General features: G+C 61.9%; 18 protein-coding genes. 1 reads left to right on the top strand and 17 read right to left on the bottom strand.

Features of this window, described 5'->3' with window-relative positions:
- Position 1 precedes the first annotated feature (1 nt).
- The 17 genes from cysM to gyrA form a co-directional block, all read right to left on the bottom strand.
- Positions 2–904: a cysteine synthase CysM gene (cysM, locus tag G3O01_RS40955; RefSeq protein ID WP_205813181.1), complete on the bottom strand. Its 903-nt coding sequence runs from the start codon at positions 902–904 to the stop codon at positions 2–4.
- Positions 905–1,214: 310 nt separating this feature from the next.
- Positions 1,215–1,586, bottom strand: a complete 372-nt coding sequence (locus G3O01_RS40950) for a helix-hairpin-helix domain-containing protein (protein ID WP_205813180.1) — start codon at positions 1,584–1,586, stop codon at positions 1,215–1,217.
- A gap of 76 nt (positions 1,587–1,662) precedes the next feature.
- Complete coding sequence (gene rfaD / locus G3O01_RS40945) at positions 1,663–2,655, bottom strand: ADP-glyceromanno-heptose 6-epimerase (RefSeq protein ID WP_205813179.1); 993 nt, start codon at positions 2,653–2,655, stop codon at positions 1,663–1,665.
- 78 nt (positions 2,656–2,733) lie between these two features.
- Positions 2,734–3,732 carry a D-glycero-beta-D-manno-heptose-7-phosphate kinase gene (gene rfaE1, locus G3O01_RS40940; protein WP_241024684.1) on the bottom strand — a complete coding sequence of 333 codons (999 nt, stop codon included), beginning with the start codon at positions 3,730–3,732 and terminating at the stop codon, positions 2,734–2,736.
- Complete coding sequence (locus G3O01_RS40935; RefSeq protein ID WP_205813178.1) at positions 3,689–5,101, bottom strand: UDP-glucose/GDP-mannose dehydrogenase family protein; 1,413 nt, start codon at positions 5,099–5,101, stop codon at positions 3,689–3,691. Before G3O01_RS40935 ends, rfaE1 begins: the two co-directional genes overlap by 44 nt.
- Positions 5,102–5,189: 88 nt before the next feature.
- On the bottom strand, positions 5,190–6,365 hold the full coding sequence (gene lapB, locus G3O01_RS40930) for a lipopolysaccharide assembly protein LapB (protein WP_205813177.1): 1,176 nt from the start codon (positions 6,363–6,365) through the stop codon (positions 5,190–5,192).
- A gap of 54 nt (positions 6,366–6,419) precedes the next feature.
- Positions 6,420–6,713 (bottom strand): LapA family protein, encoded by a 294-nt coding sequence (locus G3O01_RS40925; protein WP_205813176.1) that lies wholly within the window; start codon positions 6,711–6,713, stop codon positions 6,420–6,422.
- Between the two features lie 385 nt (positions 6,714–7,098).
- Positions 7,099–7,422, bottom strand: a complete 324-nt coding sequence (locus G3O01_RS40920) for an integration host factor subunit beta (protein WP_205813175.1) — start codon at positions 7,420–7,422, stop codon at positions 7,099–7,101.
- Between the two features lie 22 nt (positions 7,423–7,444).
- The gene (gene rpsA, locus G3O01_RS40915; protein ID WP_035990054.1) at positions 7,445–9,175 is read right to left on the bottom strand and encodes a 30S ribosomal protein S1; all 1,731 of its coding nucleotides are present in this window, start codon (positions 9,173–9,175) and stop codon (positions 7,445–7,447) included.
- A gap of 162 nt (positions 9,176–9,337) precedes the next feature.
- Positions 9,338–10,024 (bottom strand): (d)CMP kinase, encoded by a 687-nt coding sequence (gene cmk / locus G3O01_RS40910; RefSeq protein ID WP_205813174.1) that lies wholly within the window; start codon positions 10,022–10,024, stop codon positions 9,338–9,340.
- 46 nt (positions 10,025–10,070) lie between these two features.
- Positions 10,071–11,375, bottom strand: coding sequence for a 3-phosphoshikimate 1-carboxyvinyltransferase (gene aroA / locus G3O01_RS40905; protein ID WP_205813173.1), 1,305 nt, complete (start codon positions 11,373–11,375; stop codon positions 10,071–10,073).
- 17 nt (positions 11,376–11,392) lie between these two features.
- Entirely contained in the window at positions 11,393–12,358 is a 966-nt protein-coding gene (locus G3O01_RS40900) for a prephenate dehydrogenase/arogenate dehydrogenase family protein (protein WP_205813172.1), read from the bottom strand.
- A 57-nt stretch (positions 12,359–12,415) separates the two neighbouring features.
- Positions 12,416–13,528, bottom strand: coding sequence for a histidinol-phosphate transaminase (gene hisC / locus G3O01_RS40895; RefSeq protein WP_205813171.1), 1,113 nt, complete (start codon positions 13,526–13,528; stop codon positions 12,416–12,418).
- Between the two features lie 58 nt (positions 13,529–13,586).
- A complete protein-coding gene (gene pheA / locus G3O01_RS40890; RefSeq protein WP_205813170.1) occupies positions 13,587–14,669 on the bottom strand; it encodes a prephenate dehydratase in 1,083 nt (360 codons plus the stop codon).
- A 61-nt stretch (positions 14,670–14,730) separates the two neighbouring features.
- Positions 14,731–15,813 carry a 3-phosphoserine/phosphohydroxythreonine transaminase gene (serC, locus tag G3O01_RS40885; protein ID WP_205813169.1) on the bottom strand — a complete coding sequence of 361 codons (1,083 nt, stop codon included), beginning with the start codon at positions 15,811–15,813 and terminating at the stop codon, positions 14,731–14,733.
- A gap of 213 nt (positions 15,814–16,026) precedes the next feature.
- Positions 16,027–16,635 carry a DUF2059 domain-containing protein gene (locus G3O01_RS40880; RefSeq protein WP_205813168.1) on the bottom strand — a complete coding sequence of 203 codons (609 nt, stop codon included), beginning with the start codon at positions 16,633–16,635 and terminating at the stop codon, positions 16,027–16,029.
- A gap of 116 nt (positions 16,636–16,751) precedes the next feature.
- Positions 16,752–19,379 carry a DNA gyrase subunit A gene (gyrA, locus tag G3O01_RS40875; protein WP_205813167.1) on the bottom strand — a complete coding sequence of 876 codons (2,628 nt, stop codon included), beginning with the start codon at positions 19,377–19,379 and terminating at the stop codon, positions 16,752–16,754.
- A gap of 515 nt (positions 19,380–19,894) precedes the next feature.
- On the opposite strand from gyrA, the gene ompA reads away from it, so the two are divergent.
- The gene (gene ompA / locus G3O01_RS40870) at positions 19,895–20,542 is read left to right on the top strand and encodes an outer membrane protein OmpA (RefSeq protein WP_205813166.1); all 648 of its coding nucleotides are present in this window, start codon (positions 19,895–19,897) and stop codon (positions 20,540–20,542) included.
- The last annotated feature ends 112 nt before the right edge of the window (positions 20,543–20,654 follow it).

The raw sequence follows: 20,654 nt of genomic DNA, 5'->3' as shown, positions 1-20,654 counted from the left end.
ATCACGCAGGAAACACACCCGTCGACAGATAACGGTCACCGCGATCGCAGACAATAAACACGATCGTCGCGTTCTCGACCTGACGCGCGATACGCAGCGCCACTTCGCATGCACCCGCCGACGAAATGCCGCAGAACACGCCTTCGACAGCCGCCATCCGGCGCGCCATCGCTTCCGACGCCGCCTGGCTCACAGGCTCGATACGGTCGACGCGGCTACGGTCGAAAATTTTCGGCAGATACGCTTCGGGCCATTTGCGAATGCCAGGAATACGCGAGCCCTCTTCCGGCTGCGCACCAATAATCTCGATGCCGGGATTCTGTTCCTTCAGATACTGCGACACGCCCATGATCGTGCCCGTTGTGCCCATCGCCGACACGAAATGCGTGATGCGCCCTTCCGTGTCGCGCCAGATTTCGGGGCCGGTGGCTTCGTAGTGCGCGAGCGGATTGTCCGGATTCGCGAACTGATCGAGGATGATGCCCTTGCCTTCGCGCTGCATCTGCTCGGCGAGATCGCGTGCGTACTCCATGCCGCCTGTGACGGGCGTCAGCAGGATCTGCGCGCCGTACGCGGCCATGCTCTGACGGCGTTCGAGCGACAGATCTTCCGGCATGATCAGGATCATCTTGTAACCCTTGATCGCCGCCGCCATCGCGAGGGCGATGCCGGTATTGCCGCTCGTCGCTTCGATCAGCGTATCGCCCGGCTTGATGCGTCCGCGCTGTTCCGCTTTCTTGATCATCGACAGCGCTGGGCGGTCTTTTACCGAACCGGCCGGATTGTTGCCTTCCAGCTTGCCGAGCACGACGTTGTTGCGGCTGCGGATGTCGTCGTCCACGAGGCGGACGAGCTGGATGAGCGGCGTATTGCCGATCGTGTCTTCAATCGTTTTGTAAGCCATATCGGTTGCGTGCTATGACGGTGCGCGAAGTCTTGAATCCATCGATTCTAAACTACCGGGCGTAGCGCTGCCGGCCGCCCCTTTCGTCCGCATGGATGCCCAAGGCCGGTTTTCGCAGCTCGCAAATCGACCGCAGCAACGCAAAAAGCCGCGGCAGGCTGGATCTGCCGCGGGAGCCGGTCATCTGGATGACGGCTGAACGGGTGCTGTGACACCCTGCCAAGAAGATGTCGAAACGGAAAGCGAGCGCCCGCCGCGCGCGAGTCAACACGCACCGGGGCGCCCGGTTTCATACCGTCAGACTAAAAGACTATTTTTTGACCACCACTGCCGTTGTGTCGGTCTTTGCAGCGGGCGTGGCTTTCGCGTGCGGCGCCGTAGCCTGTGCGCCAGCAGCAGCGACAGCCGTCGCACCAGCGCCCGATGTGCCGACAGCGAGACCTTCGGCCTGCAGGCGCTCGACGGTGTGACCGCCGAAACCCTTGACGCGCTTGCTGAGATCGGTCGCGTCCTTGAACGGACCGTGCGCCGCGCGTTCGTCGAGAATGGCTTTCGCCTTCGCCGGGCCGATGCCCTTGATGCCGCGCAGCGCGGACTCGTTAGCGGTATTGATGTCGACCGAAGCGAACGCCTGGCCGAAAGCGGCCAGCATGGCCGCCGTAACGATGATTTTTTTGAACATCTGGAATCTCCCTGAAACACCGGCCGGTGACGATCACCGACCGGGAGACCCCAGTGTAGAGAGGTGTACGAACGATTTACACCTGGCCGGATAGCCAACGCACGTAGCGGTCGACGCCTTCCTGCACCGTGAGGAAGGGTGCGTCGTAGCCGGCCGCGCGCAGCTTCGTCTGATCGGCTTGCGTGAAGCACTGATACTTGCCGCGCAGCGCATCCGGGAACGGCACGTATTCGATCAGGCCGCGCTGCACCAGCTCCGCCAGCGACAGCGCCGCTTCGCCGTTCAGTACGCGCAGCGTGTTGACGACCGTCGACGCGATGTCGTTGAACGGCTGCGCGCGTCCACTGCCCAGATTGAAGATGCCCGACTTCTCCGGATGATCGAAGAAGTACAGATTGACCTTCGTCACGTCTTCGACAGACACGAAATCGCGTGTCTGCTCGCCAGCGGCGTAGCCATTGTATTCACCGAACAGCTTCACCTTGCCTTCGGCGCGGAACTGGTTGAAGTTGTGGAACGCGACGGACGCCATGCGCGCCTTGTGCGACTCGCGCTGCCCGTAGACGTTGAAGTAGCGAAAGCCCGCGATCTGGCTCTTCGCGGTGGGCAGCACGCGACGGATCACCTGGTCGAACAGGAACTTCGAATAGCCGTACACGTTGAGCGGCGCCTCGACCTCGCGCTCTTCGACAAAACGCGTCGAACCGCCGTAGGTCGCCGCCGACGACGCATACAGAAACTGCACGCCCTGCGCGAGACACGCGTCGAGCACTGCGCGGCTGTAGCGGAAATTGTTGTCCATCATGTAGCGGCCGTCGGTTTCCATCGTGTCCGAACAGGCGCCTTCATGGAAAATCGCGCGGACCTTGCCGAAGTCGCCGCGCGCGAAACGCTCGACGAATTCGGTCTTGTCGAGGTAGTCGTCGATCTCGCAATCGACGAGATTCTTGAACTTGTCGGCGCGCGTCAGATTGTCGACGGCGATGATCTTGTCTTCGCCGCGCTCGTTGAGCGCCTTGACGATATTGCTGCCGATAAAACCAGCCGCGCCGGTGACGATGAGAGTCATGATCGTTCTGCAGTATTGAGAGTCAACAGATGCGAAGATGAACCGCGCGCCGCGCAAGTCAGCGGGCGCGCGCGTGCATCAATGAAAGAGTTCGTCGTAGTCGACGGTGGCCGTACCGAGTTTGGCGACCACGATGCCCGCCGCGCGATTCGCGAGCGACACGGCTTCGTCGAGCGGCAGGCCCGCACCGAGCATGACAGCGAGCGTCGCGATCACGGTATCGCCCGCGCCGGACACATCATACACTTCACGAGCTACAGCCGCGGCGTGCAGGATCCCGTCGCCGGAGAAGAGCGTCATGCCCTCTTCCGAGCGCGTGAGCAAGAGCGCGTCCAGGTCGAGTTCGGCACGCAGCTTCGTCACGCGCGCGAGCAGATCGGCTTCGGATTTCCATTGCCCGACCACTTCGCGCAGCTCCGCGCGGTTCGGCGTGATCAGCGTCGCGCCGCGATAACGCTCCCAGTCGTCGCCCTTCGGATCGACCAGCACCGCCTTGCCCGCTGCACGCGCCTTCGCGATCATCTGCGTAACGTGCGTCAGGCCGCCCTTTGCATAGTCCGACATCAGGATCACGTCGTGAGTGGGCAGCAACGCGTCGTAGCGCGCGAGGCCGGCGAGCAATGCTTCGTGCGCGGGCGCCTTTTCGAAGTCGACGCGCAGCAGTTGCTGCTGGCGCGACAGCACGCGCAGCTTGATCGTCGTCGGCAGTTCCGGGTCGCGCTCCAGGTGCGGAGCCACACCGCTATCGCCGAGCAGTTGCACGATGCGCTCACCCGGTTCGTCGTGTCCGACCACGCAGAGCAGCCCCGCTTGTGCGCCGAGCGCGGCCGCGTTGCGCGCGACGTTCGCCGCGCCGCCCAACCGGTCTTCCTGCTTCTGCACGAGCACGACGGGCACGGGCGCTTCGGGCGAAATACGATTGACGTCGCCGAACCAGTAACGGTCCAGCATCACGTCGCCCACCACCAGTACACGCGCCGCCGCCAGTCGCTCGCGCGCGATGACGCCTACTTCGGGCGCGAGCGTCGCGCCGTCAGGCACGGCTGGAGTCGGATGTAGCTTCAGCGGGTCTTGCATAGGGACGTCCAATCGAGTGATAGTCGATGCCCAGTTCGGTCATCGCCTCGGGTTCATACAGATTGCGGCCGTCGAAGATCAACGGCGTCTTGAGCTCCGCCTTCAGACGCGTGAAGTCCGGGCTCTTGAATTCCTTCCATTCGGTCACGATGATCAGCGCATCGGCGCCCGTGAGCGTCTCGTCCTGCGTGCCCGCGAAGTGCAGGCGCGCCTGCTGCTCGGGCACATTGGCGAGATCCATCGCCAGCACGCGCTTCGCTTCTGTCGTCGCCACAGGATCATATGCGCGCACCGTCGCGCCGCGCGCGAGCAGTTGCGCGATCACGCGACGGCTCGGCGCCTCGCGCATATCGTCGGTGTTCGGCTTGAACGACAGCCCCCACATCGCAAACGTGCGGCCGCTCAGATCTTCGCCAAGCGCGCCCGTGACCTTGCGCACGAGCACTTCCTTCTGCTCGTGATTCACCTCTTCGACCGCTTCCAGAATGCGCAGGTTATGCCCCATCTCGCTGCCAGTGCGGATCAGCGCCTGCACATCCTTCGGGAAGCACGAGCCGCCGTAACCGACGCCCGCATACAGAAAGTGGTAACCGATGCGTGGATCCGAGCCGATACCGCGGCGCACCGCTTCGATGTCCGCGCCGACCGTGTCAGCGAGGTTCGCCATCTCGTTCATGAACGAAATGCGCGTGGCGAGCATCGCGTTGGCCGCGTACTTCGTGAATTCGGCCGAGCGCACGTCCATGTACAGCGTGCGCTCGTGATTGCGGTTGAACGGCGCATAGAGGCGGCGAATCATTTCGCGCGCCCTGTCGCCGTCCTCGTCGTTGTCGACGCCGACGACGATACGGTCCGGCCGCATGAAGTCGTCGACGGCCGCGCCTTCCTTGAGGAACTCGGGATTCGACACGATCGAGAAGCGATGCTGCGCGCTATCGGCAAGACCGCGCTTTTCCAGTTCTTCCGCGATCACCGCGCGCACGCGTTGCGCCGTGCCGACGGGCACCGTCGACTTGTCGACGATCACCTTGAAACCGTTCATCGTGCGGCCGATGTTGCGCGCCGCTTCGAGCACGTATTGCAGGTCGGCCGAACCGTCTTCGTCGGGCGGCGTGCCCACGGCGATGAACTGCACGTCGCCGTGCGCGACGCTTGCTTCGACATCGGTCGAAAACGTGATGCGCCCGGCCGCGCGCGAACGCTTGATGATTTCCTGCAGACCCGGCTCGTGAATTGGCATGCCGCCGTTATTGAGGATCTCGATCTTGCGCGGATCGACGTCCAGACAGAAGACATCGTTGCCGACTTCGGCAAGACATGCGCCCGTGACGAGGCCTACGTAACCCGTGCCGATAATGGTGATTTTCATATGCTTCCCGGTAGGTGATGCCGGTTCAATATTCGATGCTTCGATGCTGTTCGGCGGCTTTGCTGCCTGCCTTTATGGGCGCCCGACGTCAGCTCGACGCGGTGATCGGCTCGACGCGGCGCGGCGCATAGGTTTCCCAGCCGCTGCAACCCGGACACTGCCAATAGAACAGCCGCGCCCGGAAGCCGCAATTCTGGCACGTGTACCGCGGCAGATTTTTGGTGCGCTGACGGATCAGCGTGCGCATCAGTTCCAGCTCGCTGCGGCGCGGCTCTTCGGCCACGGCCTGTTGTGCTTCGAGCAGCCGCGTCATGCCCGCAAGATTCGGCGACTTCTGCATCTGCGTGCGTGCGAGCGTGTGCGCCGCTTCAGGGCCGCGCAGCGCCGATACATACTGATACGCAACGTCGAGCAGATCGTTCGTCGGATAGCGGTCGACCCACGACGTCAGCAGGTCGGCGCCCTCTTCCGGACGCCCGAGCGCCTCGTATGCCTTCATCAGCTTCTCGGCGACGAGGGGAAGATACGACGCGTTCTGCTCTTCGACCCGCATCCACTGTGCAATCGCTTTCTCATGCTCGCCAGCCGCTGCGTCGACGTCGCCGAAAAGAATCGTCGCCCGCACGTTCAGCGGATGCGCCTTCAACGCGAGCTCAAGCTGACGGCGCGCCTCGTCCGGATTCTTTTGCTGCAGCGCTTCCTGCGCAAGCTCGCAATGGAAATGGCCGATTTCCTTGTCCAGCGACTCGGCGCCCATGGTTTCGAGCCGGCGCGCGGTGTCGATCGACTTGTTCCAGTCCTTTTCGATCTGATAGATCGTCAGCAGCGCGCGCTGTGCGCCGAGCGCGTAGTCGCCCGATTCCAGCGCCTTGAACGTCTCTTCTGCGCGGTCCAGCAGACCTGCCTTCAGAAAGTCCTGACCCAGCTCGTACAGCGCATGATCGCGCTCGTTGACAGGCAGATCCGCGCGGCTCAACAGGTTCTGATGGACGCGAATCGCACGATCCGTCTCGCCGCGGCGGCGGAACAGGTTGCCGAGCGCGAAGTGCAGTTCAATCGTTTCCGGATCGAGCTTGACCACTTCGATGAAGGCATCGATGGCCTGGTCCGGCTGCTCATTCAACAGAAAGTTTAGTCCGCGAAAATAAGAACGCGGCAAGTTAGCGCTTTCGGACAGCAGCGCTTTCAGGTCATAACGCGCAGCCACCCAGCCGAACGCGAATGCGACGGGTATGACGAGCAGCCACCAGAGGTCTAGATCCATGCGAATGTGCGGAGTGCGAAAGAGGCCGCGCGGGCGTCGCGCGGCGTAAAAAGGCTAGATGAGCGGCGGCATCGGCGGTTCTTCGACCACAGCGGGCGTTTCGCGCGCCACGCGCAGCTCGCGCTTGAGACGCCCGTTTTCCATCCGCAGCCGGAACAGCGCCGGCAACGACGATACGAGACCGGCCAGCAGGCCCACGACAAAGAACGCGAGACCGATCAGAATCAACGGCGCCTGCCACGAATACCCGGCGAGGAAATTCAACGTAGCGGTCTGCGTATTGGACAGTGCAAGCACCAGCAGCAGCACGAACACCAGCACGCGAATCAGCCAGACGATAAATTTCATGTATTGATCTCTTGACGGCGGTTGCGGGATGACGCCGGCTTGATGACGCGTCGCGCCACGGTGTTCGCCCGCGCCGAAGTGACCCGTATTGTAAATGAACCCCAGGACGACTGGCACCGCCGTGCGGATCGCGATGCCTTACTGTCGTTTATGAGAGAGAAAATAGTACGCAATCGACGGCTGACGGAGCCGTTCGCATTGATTCAGCGCAAGAGACTGCGTCGCAGGAGTCGACGAAGTGTCACCCAGCTCCCCGCACGCCCGCCGACCACCTGAGCGCGGACGAAAAAAAAGCGCCCTAAGGCGCTTTTTCTGGTCAATGCCGTCTGACTGACGTAGCCACGGCGAGCTTCAACCTTTACTGCGACTACTACACAGTGCCGGCTTAAAGATCGTCGTCCGCGGTATCGGCTTTTAACGGCTCGCCCGCACGACGATCGACGCGCTCACGCAACTCCTTGCCAGGCTTGAAGTGCGGCACGAATTTCTCCGGCACCAACACCTTTTCGCCCGATTTCGGGTTGCGCCCGACGCGGGATGGACGGCGGTTCAGGCCGAAGCTGCCGAAGCCGCGAATTTCGATGCGATGGCCGTTCGCCAAGGCGTCCGACATCGCATCGAGCATCGTCTTCACCGCGAAATCCGCATCCTTGAGGACAAGTTGCGGAAATCGCGTAGCCAGCTGGGCGACCAATTCTGATTTGGTCATACTGCAGCAGACCCCTTAAGGCTTACTGGTTCTGGCCGTCGAGCTTGGCCTTCAGCAGCGCGCCCAGGTTCGTCGTGCCGCTTGCTGCCGAGCTGGTGTCAGCTGCCAGGCCGCGGATCGCTTCCTGTTGCTCAGCCGAATCCTTAGCCTTGATCGACAGGTTGATGCCACGCGACTTGCGGTCGATGTTGATGATCATCGCATTGACCTTGTCGCCTTCCTTCAGCACGTTGCGAGCGTCTTCCACGCGGTCTTGTGCGATTTCCGAAGCGCGCAGGTAGCCTTCGACGTCTGCCGTCAGCTGAACCACTGCACCCTTTGCGTCAACCGTCTTGACCACGCCGTCAACGATCGAACCCTTGTCGTTCATTGCAACGAAGTTGCTGAACGGGTCGCCTTCGAGCTGCTTGATACCCAGCGAGATGCGTTCCTTCTCGACGTCGATGCCGAGAACGATCGCTTCCACTTCGTCGCCCTTCTTGTACTTGCGAACAGCTTCTTCGCCCGTTTCCGACCACGACAGGTCCGACAGGTGAACCAGACCGTCGATGCCGCCAGGCAGACCGATGAAGACGCCGAAGTCGGTGATCGACTTGATTGCGCCTTGCAGCTTGTCGCCCTTCTTGAAGTTGCGGCTGAAGTCGTCCCACGGATTCGGCTTGCACTGCTTCATGCCGAGGCTGATACGGCGGCGGTCTTCGTCGATTTCGAGAACCATGACTTCGACTTCGTCGCCCAGCTGCACAACCTTCGACGGTGCAACGTTCTTGTTCGTCCAGTCCATTTCCGACACGTGGACGAGGCCTTCGATGCCCGACTCGACTTCAACGAACGCGCCGTAGTCGGTGATGTTCGTGACCTTGCCGAACAGACGCGTGCCCGACGGGTAACGGCGCGAGATGCCTTCCCACGGATCGTCGCCCAGTTGCTTGATACCGAGCGAAACGCGGTTCTTTTCCTGGTCGAACTTGAGGATCTTTGCCGTGACTTCCTGGCCAACCGACAGCACTTCCGACGGGTGACGCACACGACGCCATGCGATGTCGGTGATGTGCAGCAGGCCGTCGATGCCGCCGAGGTCCACGAACGCGCCGTAGTCGGTGATGTTCTTGACCACGCCTTCGACGATCGCGCCTTCCTTCAGCGTTTCGAGCAGCTTTGCGCGCTCTTCGCCTTGGGTCGCTTCGATCACAGCGCGGCGCGACAGCACGACGTTGTTACGCTTGCGGTCCAGCTTGATGACGCGGAATTCCAGCGTCTTGCCTTCGTACGGCGTCGTGTCCTTGACAGGGCGCGTGTCGACCAGCGAGCCCGGCAGGAATGCGCGAATGCCGTTGACCATGACGGTCATGCCGCCCTTGACCTTGCCCGTGATCGTGCCGGTCACGAGTTCGTTGTTGTCGAGAGCCTTTTCCAGCGACAGCCACGAAGCCAGACGCTTCGCCTTGTCGCGCGACAGGATGGTGTCGCCGTAGCCGTTTTCCAGCGCGTCGATCGCGACGGAAACGAAGTCGCCCGCCTGCACTTCTACCTCGCCCGCGTCATTCAGGAACTCTTCGAGCGGGATGTAGGCTTCGGACTTGAGACCAGCGTTGACGACCACGAAGTTGTGGTCGACACGCACGACTTCGGCGGAGATCACTTCGCCAGCGCGCATGTCTTGCTTGGTCAGCGACTCTTCGAACAGAGCCGCAAAAGATTCGGTATTCGGGGTAGAGGTTTGCAGGTCGGACATAAAAATCTGAATTTGCATGGTTCTCGCAGCGTCAGGTGAACCGGGACGGTTCATCACTACGGCAAAGGAGCGAAAGCCATACGGGGTTAAGGGTTAAACAATCGCTTCGTGTTTCACCACGAGGCACCAACACAACAACTAAAAAAACACTTCGATGCGAGGTTCCGCTTTCAGCCGGATTCAGCTTTGGGGAACCAGCGCCTTGTACCACTGCACCACCTGTTCGACCGCCTGGTCGACCGACAATGCCGAGGTATCGAGGAGCTGTGCATCCGCTGCGGGCTTGAGCGGCGCGGCTGTGCGCTTGCTGTCGCGCTCGTCGCGTTCACGCAAATCCCGGAGCAAGTCATCCATATTAGCAGAAAATCCTTTTTGGATCAATTGCTTATGCCGGCGGGTCGCGCGCGCCTCGACGCTGGCCGTCAGAAACACCTTCAGATTGGCGTCCGGGAAGATCACCGTGCCCATGTCGCGGCCGTCGGCGACGAGCCCCGGCTGCTTGCGGAAAGCCCGCTGACGGGCCACCAGCGCGGCTCTGACGGGCGCATGTACGGCAATCGCCGATGCGCGATTGCCGACTTCCTCGGCCCGGATATCCGTCGACACATCGGCGCCGTCCAGTTGCGCAATGCCCTCGCGGAACGTGATGTGGAGCTCGCCTACCAGTTTTGCAAGAGCGTCGGCGTCATCGACGGCAACGTCGTAACGCACGCTGGCGAGCGCGGCGAGCCGGTACAGCGCACCGCTGTCGAGCAGGTGGAAGCCGAGCTCGGCGGCGACCAATGCGGCCACCGTGCCTTTGCCGGAAGCGGTCGGGCCGTCGATCGTAATGACGGGCGTCTGGTGAAAGGGACGAATCGGTTTCATCGAGGGAGTCGCCCGTCGGAACGGGCGGCAAAAAAGGTCGGAGCGGTCAGGGTTGGGCGAGCGCAAGGAAGCGCTCGAAATAGTCGGGGAACGTCTTGCCGACGCATTTCGGATCGTTGATCCGCACGGGCACGCCGCCAAGGCTTACCAGCGAGAAGCACATCGCCATGCGGTGGTCGTCGTAGGTGTCGATGGCAGCGTTCGGCGTCAGCTTCTCGGGCGGCGTGACGACGAGGAAGTCTTCGCCCTCCTGCACCTTCGCGCCGACCTTGCGCAGCTCCGTCGCCATCGCGGCGATCCGGTCGGTTTCCTTCACGCGCCAGCTGGCGATGTTGCGCAATGTGGTCGTGCCATCCGCGAACAGTGCGGCGACGGCGATCGTCATGGCCGCGTCGGGGATCAGGTTGAAGTCCATGTCGATCGGATCGAGCTTGCCGTGGTCGTTGCCGACGCCGCGCACTTCGATCCAGTCGTCGCCCATCGTGACGTTGGCGCCCATCTTCATCAGCGCCGTCGCGAAACCGACGTCGCCCTGAATGCTCGCGCGCCCCACGCCTTCGACGCGCAGCGGTCCGCCGCCCAGCGCGCCCGCCGCGAGGAAATACGAGGCCGACGACGCGTCGCCTTCCACCATGATCTTGCCCGGCGACTGATAGCGCACGCCGTTCGGAATCGTGAAGCGCTCCCAGCCGAGGCGTTCGACCTTGATGCCGAAGCGCGCCATCAGCGCGATCGTGATCTCGATATACGGCTTCGAAATCAGCTCGCCTGCGACCTCGACGATCGTTTCGCCGCTCTCGGTCTTGACGAGCGGCAGTGTCATCAGCAGCGCAGTCAAAAACTGGCTCGACACGTCGCCACGCACGCGGATCGGCGCTTCCACATTGATCTGCGCCGGACGGATGCGCAGCGGCGGAAAGCCTTCATTTTCTTCGTAGTCGATCTTTGCGCCGATCTGGCGCAGGCCGTCGACGAGATCACCGATCGGCCGCTCGTGCATACGCGGCACGCCGTGGATCCGGTAATCACCGCCGTTCACGGCCAGCGCAGCAGTCAGCGGACGCACGGCTGTCCCCGCGTTGCCGAGGAACAGATCGGCGCGCGCCGCCGGCAGCGCGCCGCGCGTGCCCGTGACAACGCAGGTATCTCCGTCACGCTTCAACTTCACGCCGAGCTTTTCGAGCGCGTCGAGCATGACGCGCGTGTCGTCGGAATCGAGCAGATTCGTGATCGTCGTCTCGCCTTCGGACAATGCCGCGAGCAGCAACACGCGATTCGAAATGCTCTTCGAGCCAGGCAGACGGACGGTGCCGGACGCACGGGAAAATGGTCCGAGATCGAGATGTTCCATGTGAATTCCAGTGTCCTTTATTTCGACGCGTCGTCGGTTGCGGAGCGCTCGGGAGTCGGCTGCTGCGTGGGCGCGGCGCGACGTTCCTGCCATTCGCTGCGCGCGGCGCGCGAGCGCGCGAAAACGGCTTCGAGCGTCTTGCCGTCGCCAGCTTCGATCGCACTGCGCAGACGCGCCAGCACAGCTGTATAGCCGTCGATTTCGTCCAGCAGCGCGGCACGGTTCGCCACGCAGACGTCGCGCCACATTTCCGGACTCGACGCGGCAATCCGCGTGAAGTCGCGGAAACCGCCTGCTGCGAACGAGAATTTCAGAGCGGCATCGGGAGAATTGAGAATCTGCTCAACCAATGCGAACGACAACACGTGCGGCAGATGGCTGACCGACGCGAACACGCGGTCGTGCTGCTCGGCCGACATCGCGTGCACACTCGCGCCCGTTGCGCGCCACATCGCGGCAACACGGTCGACGGAGGCTGGCGGGTTCTCGGGCAACGCGCACAGCACGACGTTGCGGTTCACGTACAGGTCAGGCAACGCGGCATCGACGCCGCTCGATTCGCGGCCCGCGATCGGATGACCGGGAACGAACTGGCCGATCCGCTCGCCCAACGCTGCGCGCGCCGCAGCGACGACGTCGGACTTGGTACTGCCGGCATCGGTGACGATGGTCGACGAATCGAGAAACGGCGCAATGCGCTCGAGCAACGGCTGCGTCTGCGCGACAGGCGCTGCGAGCAACACGACGTCGGCGCCTTTGAGCGCGTCACGCAATGCGGAATCGTCGGAAAGCGACGCGCTCGCGTCGATCACACCGAGTTCCAGCGCGCGTTGCGTCGACGCCGCCGACCGCCCCACGCCGGTCACGCGCTGCGCGCCGCCCACGTCGCCGCGCTCTCGCAGCGCGCGCGCAAGCGATCCGCCGATCAGCCCGACGCCGAAAATCACCAGTTTGTCGAAAGAAAACGCTGCCACGTCAGTCACAGAAAAAACGTGCCCCGGAAACCACAAGAACGAGGCGCGTGGATTGCATTGAAACGCTCAGGCCGTGGCCAGCGTCTTTTCGAGCGCCGCGATAAACGCGTCGTTTTCTTCCGGCAGGCCGATCGTCACGCGCAGCCATTGCGGCAAGCCGTAGCTGCCCACCGGACGCACGATCACGCCCTGTTTCAGCAGTTCGAGATTCACGCGATTGCCCGCGCCGTCGTCGTTGCCGACGCGCACCAGCACGAAGTTGCCGTGCGACGGCACGTATTCGAGACCGAGCTTGTCGAACGCTTCTGTCAGACGGCGATAGCCTTGTGCGTTCAGTTCTGCGCTCTTTTGCAGGAACGGCTTGTCGTTCAGCGCGGCAATCGCGGCCGCTTGCGCGAGCGTGTTCACATTGAATGGCTGACGCAGCCGGTTCATCAGATCGGTCAGTTCAGGTTGCGCGATCGCGAAACCGACGCGCAGACCGGCAAGACCAAACGCCTTCGAGAACGTGCGCGACACCAGCAGGTTCGGATAACGCTTCACCCACGCAATCGAGTCGTAGCGCTTGTCGGCGTTCAGGTATTCCGTATATGCCTCGTCGAGCACAACCACGACGCTGCGCGGCACCTTGGCGAGAAACGCTTCTATCGCCGCACCGTCGATGAACGTGCCCGTCGGATTGTTCGGGTTCGCGACGAACACGAGGCGCGTGTCGCCGCTGATCGCGGCGAGCATCGCGTCGAGATCGTGGCCGTATTCGACGGCGGGCACGACGATCGCGCGCGCGCCGAGGCCTTGCGTCGCCAGCGCGTACACGGCGAACGAGTATTGCGCATAAACAACCGACTGGCTCTTCTCGACGAATGCGTGCGCCGCCAGCTCCAGAATGTCGTTGCTGCCGTTGCCGAGCGTGATCCATTCAGCGGGCACGTCGTAGTGCGCGGACAGCGCGGCCTTCAGTTCGAACGCGTTCGCGTCCGGATAGCGGCCGAGTTCGCTCGCCGCCTGCGCCATCGCCGTTTTCGCCGAATCCGGCATGCCGAGCGGATTCTCGTTCGACGCCAGTTTCACGATACGCGCTTCGTCCAGTCCAAATTCGCGCGCAACTTCCGAGATCGGTTTGCCAGCCACATAAGGCGCAATCGCGCGAACGTAAGACGGACCGAAAGACGTTGTCATGGATATCTCCGGATAATTCTTGGGCTTGCTTACTGGTTGCGAAAAGATGGCGGACGTATCAGCGAGCGCGCGGATACGAACCGAGAATCTTCAAGAAGTCGGCTTTCTGGCCAAGATCGGCGAGCGCGGCGGAAACCGACGCGTCGTCGCGATGACCTTCGACGTCGATGTAGAAGTAGTACTCCCACGTGCCGACGCGTGCCGGACGCGACTCGAAGCGCGTCATCGACACGCCGTGCCGCGCGAGCGGTTCCAGCAGCTTGAACATCGCGCCCGGCTCGTTCGCCACCGACACGATCAGCGACGTCTTGTCGTAGCCGCTCGCGCCCGTCGGCTGCTTGCTGATCATCACGAAGCGCGTGCGGTTGTGCGGGTCGTCCTGAATCAGCGCGTACGCGACTTGCAGACCGTATTGCGTCGCCGCACGGTCGCCAGCGATAGCCGCGATAGTCGGATCTTCCGCCGCCATGCGCGCCGCTTCGGCATTGCTCGACACCGCCTGGCGCTCGAGATGCGGCGCGTGCGTGGCGAGCCAGCGCTGACACTGCGCGAGCGCCTGCGCGTGCGCGCAAACGCGCGTCACGCCGGCAAGACCGCCATTGAGCGTCAGCAGATTGTGGTGAATCGGCAAAGCCAGTTCGCCGCCGATCAGCAATTGCGTTTGCAGCAGCAGATCGAGCGTGCGCGAGACCGCGCCTTCCGTCGAATTTTCGATCGGCACGACGCCGAACTCGGCGCCGCCCGCTTCGACCGAGCGGAACACTTCGTCAATCGACGAACACGGCAGCCCTTCGATCGACTGACCGAAGTACTCGTGCATCGCCTGTTCGCTATAGGTGCCGGCCGGTCCGAGATAGGCGGCCGTGATGTTCTTTTCCAGCGCGCGGCTCGCGGCCATGATTTCGCGCCAGATCGCACTGATGTGCTCGCCGGCGAGCGGGCCAGCGCTCATGTCCTGCAAACGCGCGATCACCTGCTGCTCGCGCTCCGGGCGAAACACGGGCGCGTTGAAGTGCTTCTTCACCTCACCGACTTCGAGCGCGACAGCGGCGCGCTGATTCAGGAGCGCGATGAGCTGCGCGTCGATCGCGTCGATGCGTTCGCGCAGCGGTTTCAGTTGAGAATTGAGTTCGTCGTCCATGCTTGTAACGGCCAGTTCGGGGCCAGTTCGAAAGAGGTTGCGCGCGCAGTGACCCGGCGGATCACGCGCCGCGCTGTTCGAATTCCCTCATGTACTCGACAAGCGCTTTGACGCCTTCGAGCGGCACCGCGTTGTAAATCGACGCCCGCATGCCGCCGACGGACTTGTGGCCCTTCAGCTGCACCAGCCCGCGCGCCTTCGCGCCGGCCAGGAAATCTTCGTTACGCGACTCGTCGGCGAGGAAGAACGGTACGTTCATCCGCGACCGCGCGTTGCGCTCCACCTTGTTCAGATAGAAGCTCGACGAATCGATGGTGTCGTACAGCAGCTTCGCCTTCTCGACGTTGCGTGCCTCGATCGCCGTCAAACCGCCCTGCTTCTTCAACCACTTGAACACCAGCCCGGCGATGTAGATCGCGTACGTGGGCGGGGTGTTGTACATCGAATTGTTCAGCGCGACTGTTTTCCATTCGAACGCCGACGGGCAGATCGCCATCGACCGTTCGAGCAGATCTTCGCGCACGATCACGACCGTCACACCCGCCATGCCGATGTTCTTCTGCGCACCGCCGAACAGCACGCCGTACTTGGCGATGTCCATCGGGCGCGACAGGATGTGCGACGACGCGTCGGCCACCAGTGGAATGTCGCCGAGATCGGGGATTTCGAAGGTTTCAACGCCGTGGATGGTTTCGTTCGTGCACAAATGCACGTAGGCGGGATCGTCCGACAGCTTCCACTCGGCGCGCGTGGGCGCGTGCGTGAAGCCTTGGGCCGTTTCGCCGCTTGCCGCGATGTGTGCCTTACCGTATTTCTGCGCTTCCTTGAACGACTTCTGCGACCACGAGCCCGTCACGACGAAATCGGCGCTCTGCTTGCGGCCCATCAGGTTCATCGGCACGATCGCGTTTTCGCCGAGACCGCCGCCTTGCAGGAAGAGAATCTGATGGCTCGACGGCACTTGCAGCAGGTCGCGCAGGTCGGTCAGCGCCTCTTCATGAATCGTCATGAACTCTTTGCCGCGATGGCTCATTTCCATCACGCTCATGCCGCTGCCGCGCCAATCGAGCATTTCGTCGGCTGCCTGGCGCAGCACTTCTTCGGGCATGGCCGCCGGACCGGCGGAGAAATTGAAGACGCGCATCGTGAGAACCCGTGGAAGCAGGCACGCGGCATGTGAAAGAGCCGGAAACCGCGCCTGAAAGAAAATGGCCGTCTGCGCGCAAGCGCAAACGGCCATTATCGCATTGACGCTCAAAACCCGCCAAACCTCGACGTTCCAAGGGGTTTAACGCATTTCCCTCTGACGTCGCCGGTGACGGGCGCTTTTAGCGCCGTTCAGCCTTGTTCGACCTGCTTACTTCGCCGGCTTGACGGAAGCGACTTCCTTGTCAGCCTGGTCGCGCGTTGCCTTGATCGATTGCGGCATGTACTTCTGCATCAGACCGTTCACGACGTCGCGGCCAACCTGGTCTTGAACCTGGATGAACTTGCGGCCCGTCGGGCTCTTGTAGAACGCGGTCAGATCGTTGATTTCCTGCGTGCTGTAGTACTTGGCGTAAGCATCGTACTGAGCTTGCATCGCGTCCTGCTTGAATGCGTCCGTTGCGAAGACCTGGCCGGCCGAGTCAACCAGCTTAGGCACAGCGTTCTTCTGCAGCGCCGGGACGGAAGCCTGCTTTTGCTTGTCCGTCATCGTCTTGTTTTCCGACAGGGCGTCCGACAGGATAGCCGGGACCAGCTGCTTCGCTTGCATCTGCGCGCTGTTGCCGATTGCGCCGACCAGCTTCTGTGCGTCGATCGCGTCGAGCAGATTCTTGATGGCAGCCTGCTTCGCCGGGTCGACCGGGGCAGCAGCGGCAGCCGGAGCAGCCGGAGCGGGCTGCTGGGTTTGCAGCGCTTGCGCCATTGCGAGGGTCGGCAGGAAAGCGGCCACAACCATCAACTGCTTGAAACGTTTTTGCATCACTACTCCCTAAGAGAAATTAACCTGACTGCTTCACCGCGCAGGCGGCGCATCGGCCCGATGCGCCCGCACTCTTCACGCGGCTTTCAGCATCACTTGAGAAGCTTCGCTGCGGATTACGACGCTTCGCTTTCGTCACCGCCCGCTTCATCCACGGACGGGTCAGCATCGCCGTCCACGTCAGCTTCCGCTTCGGCAACCTGCTGCAAACCGGAAAGCTTGGTACCTTCATCAAGGCTGATGAGTGTAACACCTTGCGTTGCGCGGCCCATTTCTCGAATTTCCGACACGCGTGTACGAATCAGCACGCCCGTGTTGGTGATCAGCATGATCTGCGCTTCCGGGTCGACCAGCGTCGCGGCGACCACCTTGCCGTTACGCTCGGACGTCTGGATCGCGATCATGCCCTTTGTGCCCCGGCCGTGGCGCGTGTATTCCGTGATCGGGGTGCGCTTGCCGTAACCATTTTCCGTTGCCGTCAGCACCGACTGCTGTTCGTCACCGGCGACGAGCAGCGCGATCACCTGCTGACCGTCTTCGAGCTGCATGCCGCGCACGCCGCGCGCTTCACGGCCCATCGGACGCACGTCGTTTTCGTCGAAGCGAACGGCCTTGCCCGAATCCGAGAACAGCATGACGTCGTGCTCGCCATCGGTGATAGCCGCGCCGATCAGATAATCGCCGTCATCCAGACCGACCGCGATAATGCCCTTCTTCAGCGGACGGCTAAAGGCTTCGAGCGGCGTCTTCTTGACCGTGCCGAGCGCCGTCGCCATGAAAACGAATTTGTCGGCGGAGAATTCCTTGACGGGCAGCACGACCGTGATCTTTTCGCCGTCCTGCAGCGGGAACATATTGACGATCGGACGGCCGCGCGAATTGCGCGAGCCTTGCGGCACTTCGTAGACCTTCAGCCAGTAAACCCGGCCGCGATTCGAGAAGCACAGAATGTGATCGTGCGTGTTCGCGATGAAGAGCGTGTCGATCCAGTCGTCTTCCTTCATCTGCGTCGCCTGCTTGCCGCGACCTCCGCGCTTCTGGGCACGATATTCAGACAACGGCTGCGATTTCACATAACCGGAGTGCGACATCGTCACGACCATGTCCTGCGGCGTGATGAGGTCTTCCGTGTTCAGCTCGGTCGCATTCATCTCGATCTTCGAGCGGCGTTCGTCGCCGAATTCGCCCTTGATCGTGGTGAGTTCGTCGAAGATGATCGCAGTTATACGCTCGGGGCGCGCGAGGATGTCCAGCAGATCGGCGATCTGCGCCATCACGTCGCGGTACTCGCCGAGGATCTTGTCCTGCTCGAGACCCGTCAGGCGTTGCAGGCGCATCTGCAGAATTTCCTGCGCCTGGGTGTCCGAAAGGCGATAAAGGCCGTCGGCCTGCATGCCGTACGCCGGGTTCAGCCCTTCCGGACGGTACGCCGTGCGGCCGCCCGCCGTAGCGTTGTCCGTCTCCGCGCGCTGCAGCATCTCGCGCACGATCGACGAATCCCACGAGCGGTCCATCAACTCCTGCTTGGCGATTGGCGGCGTCGGCGCGGCCTTGATAATCGCGATGAAATCGTCGATGTTGGCGAGCGCGACGGCGAGGCCTTCGAGCACGTGGCCGCGTTCGCGCGCCTTGCGCAGTTCGTATACAGTGCGCCGCGTCAAAACTTCGCGACGGTGCGACAGGAAATGCGAAAGCATTTCCTTCAGGTTCAGCAGCTTCGGCTGGCCGTCGACCAGCGCGACCATGTTCATGCCGAACGTGTCCTGTAGCTGCGTTGCCTTATAAAGATTGTTGAGAATGACCTCAGGCACTTCGCCGCGCTTCAGCTCGATCACAACGCGCATGCCGCTCTTGTCAGATTCGTCGCGAATGTCTGAGATGCCTTCGAGCTTTTTCTCATTCACCAGCTCGGCGATCCGCTCGAGCAGCGAACGTTTGTTCACCTGATACGGCAGTTCATCGACGATGATGGCCATGCGCTGGCCGCGATCGATCTCTTCGAAGTGCGTGGTCGCGCGCATCACAACGCGTCCGCGCCCGGTGCGATAACCGTCGCGCACGCCGGCCACGCCGTAGATGATCCCCGCCGTCGGGAAGTCCGGCGCAGGGACGATCTCGATCAGTTCGTCGATCGTCGCTTCCGGATTCTTCAGCAGATGATGGCAAGCGTCGACGATCTCAGTCAGATTGTGCGGCGGAATGTTGGTCGCCATGCCGACGGCGATACCCGACGAGCCGTTGATCAGCAGATTCGGAATACGCGCGGGCAGGATGGTCGGCTCATTCTCGCTGCCGTCGTAGTTCGGCTGGAAGTCGACCGTTTCCTTGTCGATGTCGGCGAGCAGCTCATGGCCGATCTTCGCCATGCGGATTTCGGTGTAACGCATTGCCGCGGCGTTGTCGCCGTCGACTGACCCGAAATTGCCTTGACCGTCGACGAGCATGTAGCGCAGCGAGAAGTCCTGCGCCATGCGGACGATGGTGTCATAGACAGCCGAGTCGCCGTGCGGATGGTATTTACCGATCACGTCGCCGACGATACGCGCCGATTTCTTGTACGCCCGGTTCCAGTCGTTGTTCAGCTCGTGCATGGCGTACAGCACGCGCCGGTGCACTGGCTTGAGACCATCGCGGACATCGGGAAGCGCGCGCCCTACAATCACGCTCATTGCGTACTCGATATACGAGCGGCGCATTTCCTCCTCTAGGGAGATTGGTAGAGTCTCTTTGGCGAATTGATCCATTGTCCGTATCGTTTACGCGCGAAGACGATGAGGGAACCGCGTTCTTCACCTCACCGCTTGGGCCTACCCCTGGGTGTACTTCTTGAGCGTCTGCGAGCGCAGCGCATCACGCGATTCTACCATGCGCCGCATCCGCTCCCGACGACGTGCGTATACCTATTAGTGGGACACACGAAAACGGCACCTGGAAGCGTCTCACGAGCGAGGCAGCCAGGCCCGAAAAATGCTCCCCCGCAAGCCGCCCGAAACGGCTTCCGACGGGCTCTTGACGAACTTGACACCTTTTGTTGCGCATGCACCACATTCGACCGGGCGTATGAATAGGGGGCGGATTTTTTTATCGTCGGAAGGGAACGATATGGCAAAATGCCAACGCACAAAGTTAGACACTGCTCGAAGTCTACGCACAGCGTCTTTTGTTCGGCACCGATGTTATACTTCGAGCAATGTATGACTGGTCTTTGTCAACAGGCTCGCAGTAAACCTGCGGTAATCTCAATTTCGAGAGGAGAAATATGAATAAACTTTCAAAGCTCGCGTTCATTGCAGCTACCGCAGTTATGGCTGCATCCGCAATGGCACAGTCGGTGCCGGCGTCGCGACAAGCTACGAACGACAACTGGGTGAACGGCACCGGCGAATACGTGTGGATGAACGGCACGAATGAACTGTGCTGGCGCGATGCGTTCTGGACGCCGGCAACGGCTAACGCAAAGTGCGACGGCGCACTGGTCGCACAAGCACCGACCCCGCCGGCACCGGCACCGGTCGCACCGGCTATCACCAGCCAGAAGATCACGTATCAAGCCGACACGCTGTTCGACTTCGACAAGGCCGTCCTGAAGCCGGCTGGTAAGGAGAAGCTGGACGATCTGGCATCGAAGATTCAAGGCCTGAACCTGGAAGTCGTCGTGGCCACGGGCTACACCGACCGCATCGGTTCGGACAAGTACAACGACCGTCTGTCGCTGCGTCGTGCACAAGCTGTCAAGGCATACCTGGTCAGCAAGGGCATCGAAGCCAACCGTATCTACACGGAAGGCAAGGGCAAGCGCAACCCGGTTACGACGGGCTGCAACCAGAAGAACCGCAAGCAACTCATCGCCTGCCTCGCACCGGATCGTCGCGTGGAAGTCGAAGTTGTCGGTACTTCGAAGCAGTAAGCTACAAAATACCGCAGTATCCAAGCCCCGCTTCGGCGGGGCTTTTTTTATTCCTGGCCGCAAGCGAACCGTGTCGCACCCCGACCGTTTTTGCCGCCCCCAGCACAGCCCT

Origin of the sequence: Burkholderia sp. Ac-20365, from assembly GCF_017104715.1 — a bacterium.
Taxonomy (GTDB): domain Bacteria; phylum Pseudomonadota; class Gammaproteobacteria; order Burkholderiales; family Burkholderiaceae; genus Paraburkholderia.
The sequence above is the reverse complement of the archived record's forward strand: the minus strand, read 5'-3'. Positions and strand labels throughout refer to the sequence as shown.

Excerpts from the sequence above, each read along its gene's own strand:
- G3O01_RS40925 (WP_205813176.1), bottom strand. The coding sequence starts at position 6,713 with ATGAAATTTATCGTCTGGCTGATTCGCGTGCTGGTGTTCGTGCTGCTG.
- serC (WP_205813169.1), bottom strand. The coding sequence starts at position 15,813 with ATGCGCGTCTTCAATTTCTCCGCCGGTCCGGCGGCCATGCCCGAAGAA.
- rfaD (WP_205813179.1), bottom strand. The coding sequence starts at position 2,655 with ATGACTCTCATCGTCACCGGCGCGGCTGGTTTTATCGGCAGCAATATC.
- aroA (WP_205813173.1), bottom strand. The coding sequence starts at position 11,375 with ATGGAACATCTCGATCTCGGACCATTTTCCCGTGCGTCCGGCACCGTC.
- G3O01_RS40935 (WP_205813178.1), bottom strand. The coding sequence starts at position 5,101 with ATGAAAATCACCATTATCGGCACGGGTTACGTAGGCCTCGTCACGGGC.
- cmk (WP_205813174.1), bottom strand. The coding sequence starts at position 10,024 with ATGAAACCGATTCGTCCCTTTCACCAGACGCCCGTCATTACGATCGAC.
- ompA (WP_205813166.1), top strand. The coding sequence starts at position 19,895 with ATGAATAAACTTTCAAAGCTCGCGTTCATTGCAGCTACCGCAGTTATG.
- G3O01_RS40920 (WP_205813175.1), bottom strand. The coding sequence starts at position 7,422 with ATGACCAAATCAGAATTGGTCGCCCAGCTGGCTACGCGATTTCCGCAA.
- lapB (WP_205813177.1), bottom strand. The coding sequence starts at position 6,365 with ATGGATCTAGACCTCTGGTGGCTGCTCGTCATACCCGTCGCATTCGCG.
- rfaE1 (WP_241024684.1), bottom strand. The coding sequence starts at position 3,732 with ATGCAAGACCCGCTGAAGCTACATCCGACTCCAGCCGTGCCTGACGGC.
- cysM (WP_205813181.1), bottom strand. The coding sequence starts at position 904 with ATGGCTTACAAAACGATTGAAGACACGATCGGCAATACGCCGCTCATC.
- G3O01_RS40950 (WP_205813180.1), bottom strand. The coding sequence starts at position 1,586 with ATGTTCAAAAAAATCATCGTTACGGCGGCCATGCTGGCCGCTTTCGGC.
- hisC (WP_205813171.1), bottom strand. The coding sequence starts at position 13,528 with ATGACAACGTCTTTCGGTCCGTCTTACGTTCGCGCGATTGCGCCTTAT.
- gyrA (WP_205813167.1), bottom strand. The coding sequence starts at position 19,379 with ATGGATCAATTCGCCAAAGAGACTCTACCAATCTCCCTAGAGGAGGAA.
- pheA (WP_205813170.1), bottom strand. The coding sequence starts at position 14,669 with ATGGACGACGAACTCAATTCTCAACTGAAACCGCTGCGCGAACGCATC.
- G3O01_RS40880 (WP_205813168.1), bottom strand. The coding sequence starts at position 16,635 with ATGCAAAAACGTTTCAAGCAGTTGATGGTTGTGGCCGCTTTCCTGCCG.
- rpsA (WP_035990054.1), bottom strand. The coding sequence starts at position 9,175 with ATGCAAATTCAGATTTTTATGTCCGACCTGCAAACCTCTACCCCGAAT.